The 15588-nt window shown below is 37.4% G+C and carries 12 protein-coding genes and 1 pseudogene; 8 read left to right on the top strand and 5 right to left on the bottom strand.

The features are described 5' to 3' along the window. Positions 1-156: 156 nt before the first annotated feature. On the top strand, positions 157-1143 hold the full coding sequence (locus ACOJR9_RS08025; RefSeq protein WP_420935769.1) for an acyltransferase family protein: 987 nt from the start codon (positions 157-159) through the stop codon (positions 1141-1143). 44 nt (positions 1144-1187) lie between these two features. Beyond that, positions 1188-1907, top strand: a complete 720-nt coding sequence (locus ACOJR9_RS08020) for a WecB/TagA/CpsF family glycosyltransferase (RefSeq protein WP_420935768.1) — start codon at positions 1188-1190, stop codon at positions 1905-1907. Between the two features lie 7 nt (positions 1908-1914). Here ACOJR9_RS08020 and ACOJR9_RS08015 read toward each other — a convergent pair whose 3' ends face one another. The 3 genes from ACOJR9_RS08015 to ACOJR9_RS08005 all read right to left on the bottom strand — a co-directional run bounded on the left by ACOJR9_RS08015 (position 1915) and on the right by ACOJR9_RS08005 (position 5149). After that, positions 1915-2910 (bottom strand): glycosyltransferase family 2 protein, encoded by a 996-nt coding sequence (locus ACOJR9_RS08015; RefSeq protein ID WP_420935767.1) that lies wholly within the window; start codon positions 2908-2910, stop codon positions 1915-1917. A gap of 182 nt (positions 2911-3092) precedes the next feature. Further along, the gene (locus ACOJR9_RS08010; RefSeq protein WP_420935766.1) at positions 3093-4307 is read right to left on the bottom strand and encodes a glycosyltransferase family 4 protein; all 1215 of its coding nucleotides are present in this window, start codon (positions 4305-4307) and stop codon (positions 3093-3095) included. Next, positions 4304-5149, bottom strand: coding sequence for a glycosyltransferase (locus ACOJR9_RS08005; RefSeq protein WP_420935765.1), 846 nt, complete (start codon positions 5147-5149; stop codon positions 4304-4306). The genes ACOJR9_RS08010 and ACOJR9_RS08005 overlap by 4 nt, the downstream gene beginning before the upstream one ends. A gap of 231 nt (positions 5150-5380) precedes the next feature. Between ACOJR9_RS08005 and ACOJR9_RS08000 the strand changes: the two are divergent. Together ACOJR9_RS08000 and ACOJR9_RS07995 are read left to right on the top strand one after the other, a co-directional pair. Next, positions 5381-5566 (top strand): annotated as a pseudogene (locus ACOJR9_RS08000) (IS66 family transposase); the annotation flags it as partial. A 196-nt stretch (positions 5567-5762) separates the two neighbouring features. Beyond that, positions 5763-6871 (top strand): IS3 family transposase gene (locus tag ACOJR9_RS07995; RefSeq protein ID WP_420935157.1). Its coding sequence is split into 2 segments (ribosomal slippage): positions 5763-6012 and positions 6012-6871, totalling 1110 coding nucleotides; the frame shifts between segments, so codons are not numbered across the junction. Positions 6872-7250: 379 nt separating this feature from the next. Here the strand turns inward: ACOJR9_RS07995 and ACOJR9_RS07990 are convergent. Next, a complete protein-coding gene (locus ACOJR9_RS07990; RefSeq protein WP_420935764.1) occupies positions 7251-7832 on the bottom strand; it encodes a hypothetical protein in 582 nt (193 codons plus the stop codon). Positions 7833-8104: 272 nt separating this feature from the next. Here ACOJR9_RS07990 and ACOJR9_RS07985 point away from each other — a divergent pair, with 272 nt between their 5' ends. The 4 genes from ACOJR9_RS07985 (at position 8105) to ACOJR9_RS07970 (ending at position 13064) form a co-directional block, all read left to right on the top strand. Further along, complete coding sequence (locus tag ACOJR9_RS07985) at positions 8105-8911, top strand: sulfotransferase family 2 domain-containing protein (RefSeq protein ID WP_420935763.1); 807 nt, start codon at positions 8105-8107, stop codon at positions 8909-8911. Continuing rightward, positions 8908-10350, top strand: coding sequence for an oligosaccharide flippase family protein (locus tag ACOJR9_RS07980; protein ID WP_420935762.1), 1443 nt, complete (start codon positions 8908-8910; stop codon positions 10348-10350). The genes ACOJR9_RS07985 and ACOJR9_RS07980 overlap by 4 nt, the downstream gene beginning before the upstream one ends. A 57-nt stretch (positions 10351-10407) precedes the next feature. Next, the gene (locus ACOJR9_RS07975; RefSeq protein ID WP_420935761.1) at positions 10408-11814 is read left to right on the top strand and encodes a DUF2264 domain-containing protein; all 1407 of its coding nucleotides are present in this window, start codon (positions 10408-10410) and stop codon (positions 11812-11814) included. 98 nt (positions 11815-11912) lie between these two features. Continuing rightward, positions 11913-13064: a polysaccharide pyruvyl transferase family protein gene (locus ACOJR9_RS07970; RefSeq protein WP_420935760.1), complete on the top strand. Its 1152-nt coding sequence runs from the start codon at positions 11913-11915 to the stop codon at positions 13062-13064. Positions 13065-13134: 70 nt separating this feature from the next. On the opposite strand, the gene ACOJR9_RS07965 is transcribed toward ACOJR9_RS07970, so the two are convergent. Next, positions 13135-14235, bottom strand: coding sequence for a glycoside hydrolase family 88 protein (locus tag ACOJR9_RS07965; protein WP_420935759.1), 1101 nt, complete (start codon positions 14233-14235; stop codon positions 13135-13137). Between the last annotated feature and the right edge of the window lie 1353 nt (positions 14236-15588).

The following is a 15588-nucleotide window of genomic DNA, read 5'->3' as shown; positions in this document are numbered from 1 at the left end:
AAGCTAACAAAATATAGATTTTTTCATTATCATCTTCGTAGATAATTTTATATTTATCAATAAATAAGCTCTCCCAAAATTTTTCAAGGATTAGAAGTGACAAGTCAGGAAGACTCTAAAGCGATACACATCTGTAGGTTCCTATGTGTTTTTTTCATGACGTTTGTTCATATCAACCCTGGTACTTCTACTTGGTCTACACGAACAGATGTCAACGGCTATTCCGTAATGATATTTTTTATAGATGTATTAGGTAGGGCAAGCGTTCCAGCGCTAAGTGTTATAAGTGGTTTTTTATTGGTTCACTCAGCAAGAAAAAACAGTAAGTGGCCATCTCATATAAAATCAAAATTCAAGAAATTAGTAGTTCCTTTGATTTGCTGGAACATTATTATAGTAGTTTTCAGCTTGATGGTTTTTTACATTACCTCAGTGAAAACAAGTCAAATGAGAGATTTAGTAAGCGAACCATTAACTATCTTACGTTGCATCGACCTCTTAACTGGTATCAACTACAATTCTATTACAGAGCCTTTAAACTTCCTTCGCGACATCTTTGTTTGTTCAATTGTCAGCCCATTATTGATATATTTCTGTCGCCGGAATAAGGAGGCTTTTGTCGTTTTAGTTTGGCTTATTTGCTTAAATTACGACATTAAACCGTTAATTATGCGTGATAGTATTCTAATGTTTTTTTCAATTGGAATAGCTCTCGCAACAAGCGGGAGTAGTTTGTTTAAATTAGACGAGAACAAGCTCAACATCTTGCTGGCTTCCTTGATCTCAGTACTTTTTTCGTTTTACATTATGGAAAGCATTACAATACAATTGCTAACAGAGATTGTATTTCGTCTAATAATTGCTCTCTTATTTATAGTTTCTTCATTTTATATTGCTTCAATCTTTTCACTAAATAATTCTCGAAAAATAGGGCAGTATTCATTTCCACTTTACTTGTCACACAGTATATTATTTTCTGTTCAGTGGGGTATTTGGCAAACTCTGTTCGAAAAAGAAGTTAGCGATAACTACATAATATTTTTCTCAATAGTTCCGTGTTCAACGGTGCTTTTTGTTATATTGCTCTACAAAACTCAAAAAATCTCGCTACCATCTTTCAGCAGGTTTTTGTGGGGAAAATAAAAACTCCGGCAAACTAAGCTCACTTTGGCAAAGAGAAATTTTAAATGAAATCAATCGCTGAAAAAATAAGTCCACTTGAAACACAGGCTCAAGCACTCAGTGCATTAGACAATGAATTGGCAAACGACATGGTAAGCGTTGTTTCATTTATTAATGCACATGCTTACACCATGGCCCACGCAAACCCTGCTTTTAAAGATTGCTTGTTAAATTCGAACTTACTGTTTAGAGATGGCATTGGGGCAAAAATTTTACTTAGCCGATACAATAAACCAGCTGGCTATAACGCGAACGGAACAGACCTAATACCATTGCTTCTGAGTAAGTTTAAAGGAAAGTCAGTATGCTTCATTGGCACTGAGTCTCCCTACATTGAACAAGCAGCTACTAAATGTAAAAGCGAAGGACACAATATACTTGCTCATATGGACGGATTTCAAGATAACGAAACGATGTTTGAGTTTGTTGAGGAACACCAACCAGACATTCTAATTTTAGGCATGGGAATGCCCAAACAAGAGTATTTCGCAGCTTTCCTTCAAAAGCATTATGCCAACCCATTAGTTGTTGTGAATGGAGGGGCCATTTTTGATTTTATGGCTAATCGATTTTCTCGCGCTCCCTCTATTTTTAGAAAACTAAACCTAGAATGGCTTTATAGATTAATGAACGAGCCTGTTCGTCTTTTTAATCGGTACGTAATTGGCATACCAAAATTCTTTTGGTTACTTAGTATTAATAAGAGGCGAGAAAGAATAGGTTAAAACCTATTCATTCTTCGTCTCGTTTTGTTCTCACCCAGCTTTTTTCGCGGTTAGATATGAAGGTTCTATAAATACTAAACTTACTCAGAACGAAGGGAATAATACCGGTCAGCTGTTTCGCAGGTAAAATAGCCTTACCATATTTGAACCACACAAGAATTAAACCAATAACAAATGTGATAATGCACAAGCCTAGAAACTGCGCCCAGAAAAAGTCGTCATAAAAGCCATAAATTCCTGCCATTACGAACATTAACACTGTGAAGATAGACCAAATTATTGTGGGCGGAATGGCTGCATCTAAGGCTTGAAAGAATAGCCTAGCATTAAACTGCTTTAGCCCTTGGAACATCACTGCCGGCATTTTAGCCACTACCGACAGATGACCATGCTCCCAACGTTTACGTTGGTTTTCCAGGCCTTCAGTATTTTCTGGAAACTCACTGTTAACGATCGCCTGTGGTACAAAGATGACCTTATCTCCACCTTTCACAATGTTTAAGCCTAGTTCAAGATCTTCAACGATACTGGAAGACGCCAAAGAATATCGATTCAATATGGCCCGAGGAAATGCCATTCCAGAGCCTTGCAAGTGACAACTGATCCCCAATTTTTTTTGCCCCAGCGGTCTTACCCAGTTTTTAATCAACCAAGTAAACTCACTTATGTTGAGTTTTATATTACTTTTGTTTGGCGACTTCATAAGGTAAAGGGCCTGAGCAACACAGCTTTTAGACTGTGAAGCATTTAGTAACCGCTTTAAACTTCCCTCACCAAAAATACAATCGGCATCCATAACAACAACGGTTTCAAAATCTTCTTTTGCTTGCTTTAAGTAGTCAATTCCATACTGAAGCGCATAGCCTTTCCCAACTAACTCCGTATTTGTCCTTTCTATACATATCGCTCCAGCATTACGGCTAACCGACGCAGTTTCATCTGAGCAGTTGTCGGCGACAACCAATATTAAGTCACTCTCACTAGTCTCCGCGCGCGCCGACATAATCGTATTTATTATTCCACATTGCTCATTATGTGCAGGAATGAGTATTACACATCGCCCTGTTGTATTTTGCGAACTGTTGACATCTGGGACGTGGTTGCTTCTTTTCAATGCCAAAAAGATCTGTATAGAAAGGAAAATTGAAACCGCCACCACACTAAAAAACACAATATCAAAGATAATCATTTACTAGTTGCTCCCACAACTACTGCCAGTTTTTTTGCTTCGGTAGCTACGTTATGTTCCTGACTTACCGCTTCGAATGCGTTTACTCGCAAACTATCTAGGTCGCTTTGAGATAATTGAGTAAAAGATAACAAAGCACTCTCCAGAGAATCAGAAGAGCCTGGACATACTAAAATACCTGTTTGCTTGTCTTTAAGGAGTTCTGGAATACCCGCAATCGCGGTGCTAATAACAGGAACACCTGTAGCCATTGCTTCCATTATCGCAACCGGAAGACCTTCAGCAAAACTTGGCAATAACATTGCGTCGCTATTGTTTAATAGCGCTTTTATTTGATTAGAGTCTATCCACCCAGTTATTGTTACGTTTTCTTTTAACTTGTGCTTGGTTACAAACGCTTCTATTTCTGAGCGCATTTCACCATCTCCCGCCAAAGTTAGATGAGCATCATGTTTTAAATTACAGAAGCGGCGAAATGCTTCTAATAGTAATAGTTGCCCTTTTTGTTCACATAATCGACCTATACACAAAAAGCGATATCCCTGATCTTGCTTTTTAGAATTCAGCTGACTAGCGTCAAAAAATTCGGGCTCGAGGCCGCAATGAACGATGTTTATTTTTTCCCAGTCTTCATAATCTGCCCATCGGTAAAGTTGCGATCTACAATAACTTGTAATAGCAATGACCTTGCTGGCATGTTTAATCTTTTGGTTTAAATTAAGCGTGAGGGGTTTATCAAATTCTTCTGGCCCGTGAACTGTGAAGCTATATGGCACGCCTGTAATTAGACTTGTATACATAGCAACCTCGGCTGGATTAGTGCCAAAGTGAGCATGTATATGGTTAACATTATTATCTTTGCAGACCTTAGCGACATTACAGCTTTCAACCAAATAGATAAGATGAATCAACAAACTTTGCTTAGATGCAGAATACATTTTAAGCAACACTTTAAGAGCATGGAAAAAACGACCAGGGTTATCTAACACTGCATCAAACACATGTTTTATTAAATCGAGTTTCGGCTGTTTCAGCACATAGTGAGTTTTACTGTGCTCCTCTCTATCTACCTCACTCATATCACTTGGCTTGTCTGAACGCATAGCAACACGCTCAACATCAATACCCAGTGCCTCAAGCGACATTATTTCACGCCGTATAAATGTGTGGCTGACTTTAGGGTATTGATTGATGAGATAGAGTATTTTCATTTGAGTAAAGTCCTTTTAATCACTTGAGCGACCTTTCTAAAGTGACCACCCAAGAATATTTTGAATAATTCAGAGGGCCTGATATCAACCTGAGGATACCCACCATACATAGTAGATAACAAATGCGACTCTTCTGAGAACGAGAGAGGTTCTAGTTTGCTCATTAGTCGAGTAAACGCAAACCTAATTTTACTTCCAGGTTTACCTGTAATACGGTCACTACCATGATCCTGAATTTGAATATATGAACGGCTATTTATGTTAAGAATATCACCTTTGTATTTCGACAATCGTAGCCAAGTGTCCCAATCTTGCAAAGCTGGCATTTCTTCATCGAAGCCTTCAATAGCACGAAGGTCAGAAGTACGAGTAAAAACCTGATTTCCAACTAGGTTGCCTTTTCGCAAACCCTCGTATGTCACAACTTTGGTGTCGTAACATGCAACTTTCCCACTCTTTCTATGCTCGACGACACTGTCGAAAAGTGCAGAGAATTGCTTTTTACTAGCAGAAAATTCATGCCACTTATTTAAGAACGTTTCAACTCTCCACGGTTCGAAGTAATCGTCGTCATCAAGCCCCGTAATAAACTCACCTTGAGCAAGCTCGATGGCCCTGTTTCGACCGTAGCAAGCCCCTCTGGATTTTCCAGATGTATTTAAAATCGCGGTCACTACATCATCGTTTTGAAGAGCAGCTAAATACTCTTGGCTTCCATCAGTGGAACCGTCGTCGGCCACTATTATTTGAATAGGCGAATACGTTTGGTCTAAAACTGAGTTTATGGCTCTATCGAGGAATTCACGCCTATTATAGGTAGTGATATATACGGTAACTAACAAGCGATGTCCTTTTTACATGTTTAATAAATACGCGTCCTTGAAGTGATAATAACAGAATATGTGCCATTGAATTACTGAAATTATTCTGACTACTTTCTGTTTCTTCAGTTTATATGACTACCTAAGCTTATGATTCTCAACACAGAGGCATTCTGGCTAAACTAAAGGTCGCAAATTTACGGCAAATTGAAAACCAAATTTTTTCTGTTATGTTGATATCAGCATAACTGTAAAAACTGGTTGTTTAACCAAACTGCCACTGGTGCAAATGCCAGCACGGTTCTTTACAGCATCATCGAAACCGCAAAGTACATCGACCTCAATGTGTTCGAGTATGTGATGGCTTACCTTGATGAGCTAAGTCGGCGCAATGTCGACATCGAGCAACTGCTACGATGGCAGGTTGCTAGGCGTTAGGTGGAATTGGCTAACGGATGCTCTTTTCTCGTTTTGGATTGAGCTGTCACTGAGCTACTTTGGGTCAATACGATAAATGTTGCTGCAATGGTATAATCAAGAGGTACATCAAAGAGTAAAAAGCCACTGTCCACTTCCCCTAAACTGAGACAGACTTAATTGGAGTTTTCTGCAATGATTAATGCAGGAGACGACTATGAAAAAATCACGATATACAGAATCTCAGATTATTGGGGTATTAAAAGAAGTTGATGCAGGTATGAAGGTTGAGGAAGTCTGCCGTCAACACGGTATCAGCAGCGCAACCTATTACAATTGGAAGTCCAAATACGGCGGTATGGAAGCGTCTGACGTCAAACGATTGAAAGAGCTTGAAGAAGAAAATGCCAAGCTCAAAAAGATGTTTGCAGATGTCAGCTTAGAAAATAATGCCATTAAGGAGCTTTTCGCAAAAAAGGGTTGGTGACAGCAGAGAAACGAGAATGCGTCAGCACACTGGTTGATGCGGGGCTGAGTATCGTAAAGGCTTGCCTATTTGTTGGTATTGGCCGTTCGACCTTCTATCGCTCCGAACGAGACTGGCGCAAAGCAGATGCTGCTGTCATTGATGCTATCAACGCGGTACTAGAGAAGTCGCCACGAGCTGGCTTCTGGAAGTGTTTTGGCCGAATGCGCTTTAAAGGCTTCCCCTTCAATCACAAGCGCGTTTATCGCGTTTACTGCCAGATGGGATTGAACCTGAGGCGCAGAACTAAACGGGTACTACCCAAACGAATAGCCCAGCCATTAGAAGTGCTGGATCAGGTAAATCATCAATGGGCGTTGGACTTTATGCATGACACTTTATATTGCGGCAAACGGTTCAGAACACTGAATGTGGTGGATGAAGGCACGCGGGAGTGCCTTGCTATTGAAGTCGATACGTCTTTGCCCGCTGGCCGTGTAGTACGCGTGTTAGAACAGCTTAAGGCTGAGCGTGGATTACCAACTCAGCTGCGTATGGATAATGGCCCAGAGCTAATTTCGGCGACGCTGACTGATTGGTGTGAGACCAATGATATTGAACTGATATATATCCAGCCAGGTAAGCCACAGCAAAATGGCTTTGTTGAACGCTTTAACGGTTCATTCCGCAGAGAGTTTCTGGATGCTTACTTGTTTGAAAATCTCAACCAAGTAAGAGAAATGGCCTGGTTCTGGCGACTGGATTATAACGAAGAAAGAACACATGAAAGTCTGGGTAACCTGCCCCCGGCAGCATACCGAGCAAAACTAGAAAACTCTAGTTTAGAACTGTGTCATTAATGGGGAAGTGGACACCACGTTACTGAAGCTACATTATGTGTAAATCGGCATAATCGCGGATGCACTCCGGCCTTCCACCAGTGACAACGCACACACGATGGCTGATGGTCATCATATACTAGAGTGCGTAAGCGATCTTTGTAATTTAACTAATGTGAGCTAATTCGGCAAACTGTGAATTAGGGGACGTCGGTGTAGATACTTTAACCCTAGAAAGAAGAACATGAGATTATTACGAATCTCAGTTGTGCAATGAGCAACTCAATTTTTTCAAACTGATCAATAAAATTTAATGTTTTACCCTGCCGAGTCGATTCTTGATAAAAAAGGCTTGATTGCAGCAAGCCTTTAATTTGAAAATTTTTTTAACCTTACAACGTCACCTTCTAAACAGTCTCGTCGCAAATAAGCTAACAAAAATTAAAGTTAACCCAGTTGGTGAACTTACCACTTGAGTGTCTAAGTTAGGCCTTATAGAAATGTTTCTGAACATTGAGTTTGCGAAACCGTTTTGAGCATCATTATCTGCCGCAAATACAATTCTATCAGCCCAGTTAAGACTAGCGAACGATAAATCTATATTGAAGGTTGTCCACTCTCCTTCCGTTAGCACAATACGATAATCTTGTCTCCCAAAGGTTTGAGTTCCACCTAACTGAAAAAACAAACCGGAATTAAAGTTATCATCGTTGTCGAACCCTATACCATGTACTTCACCGATAGCATCAGATTTAAAATCAAACGACAAGAAATTTGACACTGGAACATCATTGGCACCAAATGGGATGTCAACCCAAAGATTCCCATCAATAGATAACGTAAATCCACCATCAAATATGCTAGTAGTACCTGATACAGCTTGTACACCATAATTGGTTATATCTGCATCGTCAAAGTTCAAAAAACTAGCGTTTGCGTAACAATTAGCGACCAATAAACAGCACAGTAATATTTTTTTCATTATTGATAGACCTTATTAAAACTTCGTACGAAATCAAATATGCATGTTTCATGCCGAAAAATAAAATGCTTGTAAATCATATATTAAATTGGAAATACAACCATACGCACAATTTTTTGTAAAGATTTCTGACACATCGCTGTAAAACGACTACAAAAGCGTTTAAAAGTATAGCTTAGGTGCAACAAGGAAGAGAAAGTTTTGTAAAAAATCTTCCCATTAAATATACTCAAAACACCGCATTTCACAAATAGCCATAAAAAGGATTTAAAGTGTTAAAATTAATTAAAAGTATTGTTAAATTACAGATAGAAAAAATTGTAAAAAAGCAGCACAGATTCGTTTTTACTCACGTACCAAAATGCGCAGGATCTTCACTCTCTTCAGCCCTGCTCGATGGCCTATACTCACCGTTAATTAAACACTCTCATCTTACTGTTGGTATTGATGGCGAATTAGCACTAAAGGCAAGTGAAATAACTGGTATCTATGATCAAAAAATTAGACAGGTTCATATTGCAACTTATTTAGCGTCCAATAAGAAAGTTTTTGTAAGTGGACATTGTTATGCGACTCCAGCTTTAGTTCAAGCGTTTAAGGAAAATTGGAATTTCATTACAGTCCTAAGAGAGCCTATCGATAGGTTTATATCTGAATATGTTTACAATACTTATAAGAAAGAGAGTTGGAAAAAAAACACTCTCACTATTGATGAGTACATCGCTAAAGACCGAATGCTAAAAAGCGGAATGACATACGCTCGTTTTTTTTCCGGCTTAGATTTTCAAGATATAAAAAACTCCCCCGATTTTGCAGTTGATTTAGCAATAGATAATTTAAAGAATTATTATAAAGTAGGTTTTTTGGAGAATCTCCAAGTCTGGGTTGATGAATTGAATTCAGAATTTGATGCCAAGATTAAAATTAATCATTCCAATTCATCTCCTAATAAACCTATCGTTGCTGAAATTTATAATGACCCTTCCAAAATTCAAAGAATAAGAGAACTCTGTCAAATCGACTTAAGGATTTATGATGGTATAAAAAAGCATATTGAGGGTGGAATAAAAACTCAATGACAACTGCAAGAAAAACTATTTTGGGCACTTATTGGACTGTGGTCTTAAATTTTTACACTCAATTGGCCACTTTGGTAGTTTATGCGCTTCTTGCAAGAATTTTAACGGTGGACGAATTTGGTTTAATTGCTCTGTGCTTTTTGATTACTGAAATGATGGTTTTATTCAGTAATTTTGGTGTAAATCAAATACTCATACAGCGACGAAATTGGAGTCCTACTTTGGCAACTAATTGCTACTGGTTCCTAATCTCACTATCTACCTTTTTTTCAGCATTAATTATATTTCTAATAGCACCAATAAGTGATCGCTACTTCTATCCAAATTCAGCTGACCTTTTATATTGGCTAGCTTCTATACCCATTATCAACTCTTTTTCATTGGTCAGTCTTGCGAGACTCCAAAGAAACTTTCAAAATAAAACCATAATGATAGTGAATGTGATAGGCAATACACTAGGAGGAATAATTTCTATAGTACTAGTACTTTACGATTTTGGAGTTTGGTCGGTAGTAACCGGAAAAATAATTCAAACGATTTGTGTGACAACATTTTTTATATTCTTGGACAGATTTACCCCCTCTCATTCTATTAGTCTTAAATACATGAGATTTATCGCTGGTTTTGGCCTGCCATTATTTTTTAATGCAGGGTTAAATTTTGTCTCTCAGCGCAGTATTAATTTTACTACTGCTTTCATATTAGGAAGTAGTTCCTTTGCCTTGATTTCGGTATCTCAAAGGGCATTTAGGATGATCTCTGAAGTAACCGTCACACCACTAAATGCTGTTTTACTCCCTGGCTTTTCGCGTGCCAAAGCAAGGCTTGACCTCACAGACGTTTATGTGCAAGTAATAAAGCTTGCTGCCTGTATTATAATGCCTTTATATTTGGGATTGGCTATTGTTTCAGAAGAACTAATCTTCTTAATATTCGGTGTTCAATGGGAAAGAAGCGCGCACTTGCTTACTCTTCTTTGCTTTACGATGATACCTAATTTAATAGTTTGGTTTTTACCATCGCTGTTAATTTCAAGAGCCCGAACAAAACCAGTTTTCAAAGCTAATGCAATTGCTACGCTATTAAAGTTATTTTTGGCTGGAATAGGAGCATTTCATTCAATAGAATGGTCTATTCTTGGATTGTTTATCGCTAATTGTTTAATGGTATATATAAAATTTAAAATTACTAATCAACATATTGAAGTTCGACTCTTCAACTCGTTGAAGGCAGTTTTTCCTCCGACTTTTTGTTCTGTTTTTATGTTTGTTTTTTCAACCTATATTTTTGCGACTATTTCAACAGATCTTGTATTAATTGTAGCGTTATTTGGGAAAATCATTATTGGTTTTTTGATATACACATTACTGATGTTTACTTTTTTTAATAGTTATGCTAGAGACGTTATTAGTGATCTTTTTGAAAAAATTAAGAGTTGATCAACATGCAATACTATTTATAAAGTTAAAGTCGTAGATTGACGATAAGGAATTAACGTGTTCATTAATAAAGTAAAAAAGTCTATTTCTAGAGTTAAAGCAGCAACAATTTATAAATCAAATATACCCAAAAGCTTTGCGAAAAGAGATGAGGCACTAAAGGAACATTATCTCTCCGATAAAAAATTCACGGACAGATTCTTTTATTTGAACACATATTTTATTGACTCTTTTGTTTTTCATTCAGATATCAGCTGTACTCGATGTTATTTCAAGGGAGAGTTTAGCTATAATAGTAGAAACATCGATGCCGTTGAAGGCTGTACACGGTTTTTACCTTTTCTTGCCGCATTTGTAACTAACGATATTTCAAAAAATGATCAAACTAAGACCTCCATCATTGTACAGAAACTAGCTCTTGCTTTCGAAAACGGTACAAACCCAAAATCGGTGGACTATTGGGGTGAAGTAAAAGACTATAGCCAGCTAATATGTGAGGCGGCAGATGTGGCCTTAGCTTTCTGGATTTCTAAAGATACGCTATATAGATGCCTTTCCAAGAAAACTATCAAGAATTTGACTATATGGCTTGCGAGCGCAGCAGAATGTAAAACCGTTGACAACAATTGGCATTTATTCAAAACTATCATAATGCTCGTACTTAAAACGATGAACGACACGTATAAGGTCGATCTGACGAGCTATTACAGGATTAAGTCTTTCTATAATGGCAATGGTTGGTTTAGCGACGGTGATGGTGAAAAATTTGACTATTATAATGCTTGGGCCTTTCATTATTCTTTATATTGGATCAATAAAATTGACCCTCAATTGGACCATAATTTTATAAGGGAATCGAATAAACAATTTTCACAATCATTTAAATATTTTTTTTCCCCAAAAGGTATTCCTTTCTTTGGACGAAGTGTCTGCTACAGAATGGCGGCTCCTTGTCCCTTGATAGCTTCAGTTTTATTGGATAATGAAGGCGTTGAACATGGTGTAGCAGGAAGAGCATTTGATTCAATTTGGCGTTATTTTATTTCGCAGTCAAGTTTAGTTGATGGTGTACCAACTCAAGGGTATGAATCACAGGACCTTCGGTTTTTAGATGAATATTCTGGACCAGGAAGCTCACTTTGGAGTTTGCGAAGCCTTATTTTAGCTTTGCAAGTACCCAGTTCATCCACATTTTTTCAACCCGATAGATATTGCCTACCTATAGAGACCAATAGTTTTAATCTAGAAATTAAAGCGCTAAATGCCAGGTTGGAGGGCGACGTTACAACAGGTGATGTAAAGCTAGTAAGAAAACACAAGTCCAAAGTCTATAAAGTAGAAAATTATACGCTGTTTATAAAACTCAAAGAGGCGATAACTCAAAGACCACATCGACCGAAAAATAATCACGTTAAAAACGAATTAGCAGAATATTCTGTACTAAAGCCGTTCTCACGCTTATAGATGATTTAGGGGAAATTGATAATCTTAGAGCAATTTAATAATGTATAATTATTGTCTTAATAAAGCATTTAACTCCTACGTCCGGGAAGCTAGTTAGAATGAATAAACGCCATATCGCAACAATGACATTACCTCTGCATAATAACTATGGAGGCCTATTACAAGCTTTTGCGCTGCAGCATGTTATCCAAGAGTTAGGGCACGAAACGAAACTAATCAGAAATGATCTCCGGCATTATCCACTTTGGAAGAAACGCTTCCATTTTCTTAAACATTGCATCAAGAAAGTAGTTTTTAAGACACCTATTTTAGTTCCTGATTTCACGACGAAAGAACAGAAGAAAATAATCGCTAAAAACTCTGAGAGTTTTATCGAAAAGAATATCAATACAACATCATTAGTCAAGAATGTATTTAGTTTCAACGATATTAAAAATTACAATTTCGACGGCTTCGTGGTCGGGAGTGATCAAGTCTGGAGGACTGATTACTCCGCAAATATTGTGAATTATTTTTTTGAATTTTTAGATTCTAAGCCAAATATGACAAGGGTTTCATATGCAGCTTCTTTTGGAATTGATGAGTGGACATTTTCCGACGAAGAGACTCAAAAATGTAAGAAACTTATTAGTAACTTTCACTCTGTATCTGTTAGGGAAGAATCAGCTGTAGAGCTTTGCAAGATTCATTTAGCTATCGACGCTGAAAGAGTTTTAGACCCCACCTTTTTAGTTCAAACAGGTGTCTATAGGGAGTTAGTTGATAAAGCTAATCTGCAATCGCCAGAAGGAAAGATTTTTTCTTACGTTTTAGATCGTTCAGATTCAAACAAAAAAATAGAAAGAGAAGCGTCACAAAAGCTCAATACTAAGCATTTCACAATCATGCCACGAAAAGATTTAGAAAATTTAAACTCAGAAAATATTGATGAATTCGTATATCCCGCAGTGGAAAACTGGATAAATGGATTTATTCAAGCAGACTATGTCATCACTGACTCATTCCATGGGACTGTTTTTGCTATTTTGTTTAATAAGAAGTTTATTTCTATAGGCAATAGGCGAAGAGGTCTATCAAGATTCGTTTCTATTTTGAGCTTGTTTGGTTTAGAAAGTAGGCTTGTAACTGACTACAACGACTTTTCAGTAGATAAATTGACGAACGACATCGACTGGAATTACATAAATAAAATCTTATCCATAGAACAAGAACATTCAAAACAGTTCTTAAAAAATAGTTTAGACTATTAGACGACGTTTTTGTTGGCGAGCGCATCCAGGGTAGTTGATGCAAGTTTTAGTTTAGATAGAAAAAATTGACCTATGCTGTAATTGAAGTTAAAGACTCTTGTAGTTCGAAAACAACTGCGGCCATACTTTGAACAAACGGTTGCGGTGAAAACGTATTTGACATGTGAGTCATCGATATGCAATTACCCTGCGCTAGGTCAACAGTTCCATCTTTCCATATGCATTCTTTTAAAGAATCAACTGACTTTTTGATATTTTTTGCATAACTTATTGGTAAAACGTTAGCTCTTACCGCTTTTAATATGAAGTATGACAAAAATATCGTTGCAGACGTATCATAAGTCCCTGAACGATTTAAAAGGCTTTCCCAACCACCACTTTCAATTTGATACCGTGAAATAGTATTCGCTAGTCGTTCAATATGTTCTAGGCCTTGGCTGCGCCAAGCGTGATCTTTTGGTAATGCTAGAGTACTGTCTAAGAGTCCGATGACTAACCACCCAGTACCTCTCCCCCAACCGACTAGCCCAACCGGTATGTTATTTTTTGAAGGGTTGTAACCATGGAAAGGCAAGTTACTATTTATATCCATTCCATAGGTTAAAAAATCTGATAGCTGCCTTAAACCAAATTCTATAAACCTTTCTTTTTGATTTGCAACACCGTATTTTATCAAAAATGGACATATCATCATTACAGAATCAATAAAGCACAATGCCTCTTGGTTACCTAGGTAAGATATTGCGTGAGGCGTCTTTTTGAACTCAGAATCTAAGTAATTCGCTACTCTATCTGCAGCTGTTGCCCACTTTCTATTTTGATGCAGCTCTGCCATATGTAAAATAGTCTCACCGACCATACACTCTTCAACTGAAGTGATGTTTAATCCAGAGTCAGAAAAATCATCACAATACTTAGCCAATGTTAATTGAACATTTGAAGACCATTCTGTTTTGACCAAGCATAGACCTTTAGATAAAACACCATAGGGCCAAGAAAACTTATGGTATCTACCTGACACCTTTTGGCCAGACACAAAAGGAACGACATTTCTAAGGTTAAAGCAGGCTTTATTAGTAACCGATTCTATTAGTTGGTTTGGTGGCTTTTTTCCAAGTATTTTTCTACGAAGTCTTATTTCGTAGGATAGTAAGATTTCTTTAATATTCATATATTTTATTTCTTTTTAAATTGTTAAAATATAAAGCGTGTATATGGGCTCCTCCAATATTGCAAGAGTAAACATGGTGTTTTGAACGTTAGGTTTGCGTTCGTATATCCGGCTTCTTAATGAAGTGCTTTAACTTCGGGCCTCGATGAACTTCGCCCATATCGTCCTTATTGTTGAAACGGTTTGTTAATCCATACGCCCTATCAAATTTTTGATATGTCGGTTTAACCAAATTGTCATCACATCATGTCTATTCAGCAATCCTTGGAAGTGAACGTATTACTTGACTTTACTTAATTGCAGCCAACTCAGACGCATAACATCCCCATCAAGTTAATAGCGCTCATGCTATTCGAGCTAATTTATTTTCTAACGCTACGGCAGTTTTGTTTTGCCCGCGTGTGTACGCTATGCGCATTACCCATCTCGCGAGTGGCGTATCTTTGGTTTTAATGACTCGCATCACGGCGCTATACCCACCACACACGTATCTAGAGTACTGAAAAACCTCAATATATCAGAACGTCTAAGCATTTTTTTCGGACAATTTTGCCCGCTTGATTACATCCTACGAAATGACTCACGTTTATGCTACATCTAACCCAACAGTTGTAATATTACCCATGTTCTTCTTCACTTGTTAACTTGAATTATCAAGTCCAAGTTTTACACATTACAATGTCGTTAGAGAGGAGAAAACAATTTCGTCGTTGAACTTCACTTTATGCCTTTTAATTAACTCTCTTTGATAACCACATATATGTGAAAGCCATTGTTACCATACTATGCTAGTCTCTTGCTTATCGGAGTTACCGTGCAGCTAATACCCGATATTTCTTAGTTTGAATAAATATTTTCGACCAAGTGATGATATCGATACATCGCCCTTCAAATGTTGATATTGCCTGTTTTTACTGTTCTAAATTCTTGGTGTTAACAACATTTCTTGATATTAGTTACAAAGTATTACGACTATTTATCAAATCCGGCATAGCCGGACTATCTTAGCCTTTATCAGCAATCACCACTTTCGTTTATGAAAATGATATTGACCAGTTATAGCCCATAATTGACATCTTGAGCCTGTCAGCTGAAAATTCGAAATAGGCGGGTAAACTTGCACTATAAATCACTAAACGTATCTTAGTTGATTTACCACCGAGACTTTTACAATAGCTTATCCTACTAAGTCGAAAATTTTAGCACTCTTCTGATGAGATTTAAAAACACTAACATCAATGAATAACGATTTTGGCATATTGAAACTAGATAAAAATTAGATAATCTCAATAATCACGCCTTTCTTTGACCATAAATTAAAGAGCCTGAATACAGGCCATCAGCAGGGTAAGA

This window comes from Alteromonas ulvae (assembly GCF_048987005.1).
Taxonomy (GTDB): Bacteria; Pseudomonadota; Gammaproteobacteria; order Enterobacterales; family Alteromonadaceae; genus Alteromonas.
Note: the sequence above shows the minus strand (reverse complement) of the source record. Positions and strands in the feature narration are given on the sequence as shown.

Excerpts from the sequence above, each read along its gene's own strand:
- ACOJR9_RS08025 (WP_420935769.1), top strand. The coding sequence starts at position 157 with ATGACGTTTGTTCATATCAACCCTGGTACTTCTACTTGGTCTACACGA.
- ACOJR9_RS08020 (WP_420935768.1), top strand. The coding sequence starts at position 1,188 with ATGAAATCAATCGCTGAAAAAATAAGTCCACTTGAAACACAGGCTCAA.
- ACOJR9_RS08015 (WP_420935767.1), bottom strand. The coding sequence starts at position 2,910 with ATGTCGGCGCGCGCGGAGACTAGTGAGAGTGACTTAATATTGGTTGTC.
- ACOJR9_RS08010 (WP_420935766.1), bottom strand. The coding sequence starts at position 4,307 with ATGAAAATACTCTATCTCATCAATCAATACCCTAAAGTCAGCCACACA.
- ACOJR9_RS07990 (WP_420935764.1), bottom strand. The coding sequence starts at position 7,832 with ATGAAAAAAATATTACTGTGCTGTTTATTGGTCGCTAATTGTTACGCA.
- ACOJR9_RS07980 (WP_420935762.1), top strand. The coding sequence starts at position 8,908 with ATGACAACTGCAAGAAAAACTATTTTGGGCACTTATTGGACTGTGGTC.
- ACOJR9_RS07970 (WP_420935760.1), top strand. The coding sequence starts at position 11,913 with ATGAATAAACGCCATATCGCAACAATGACATTACCTCTGCATAATAAC.
- ACOJR9_RS07965 (WP_420935759.1), bottom strand. The coding sequence starts at position 14,235 with ATGAATATTAAAGAAATCTTACTATCCTACGAAATAAGACTTCGTAGA.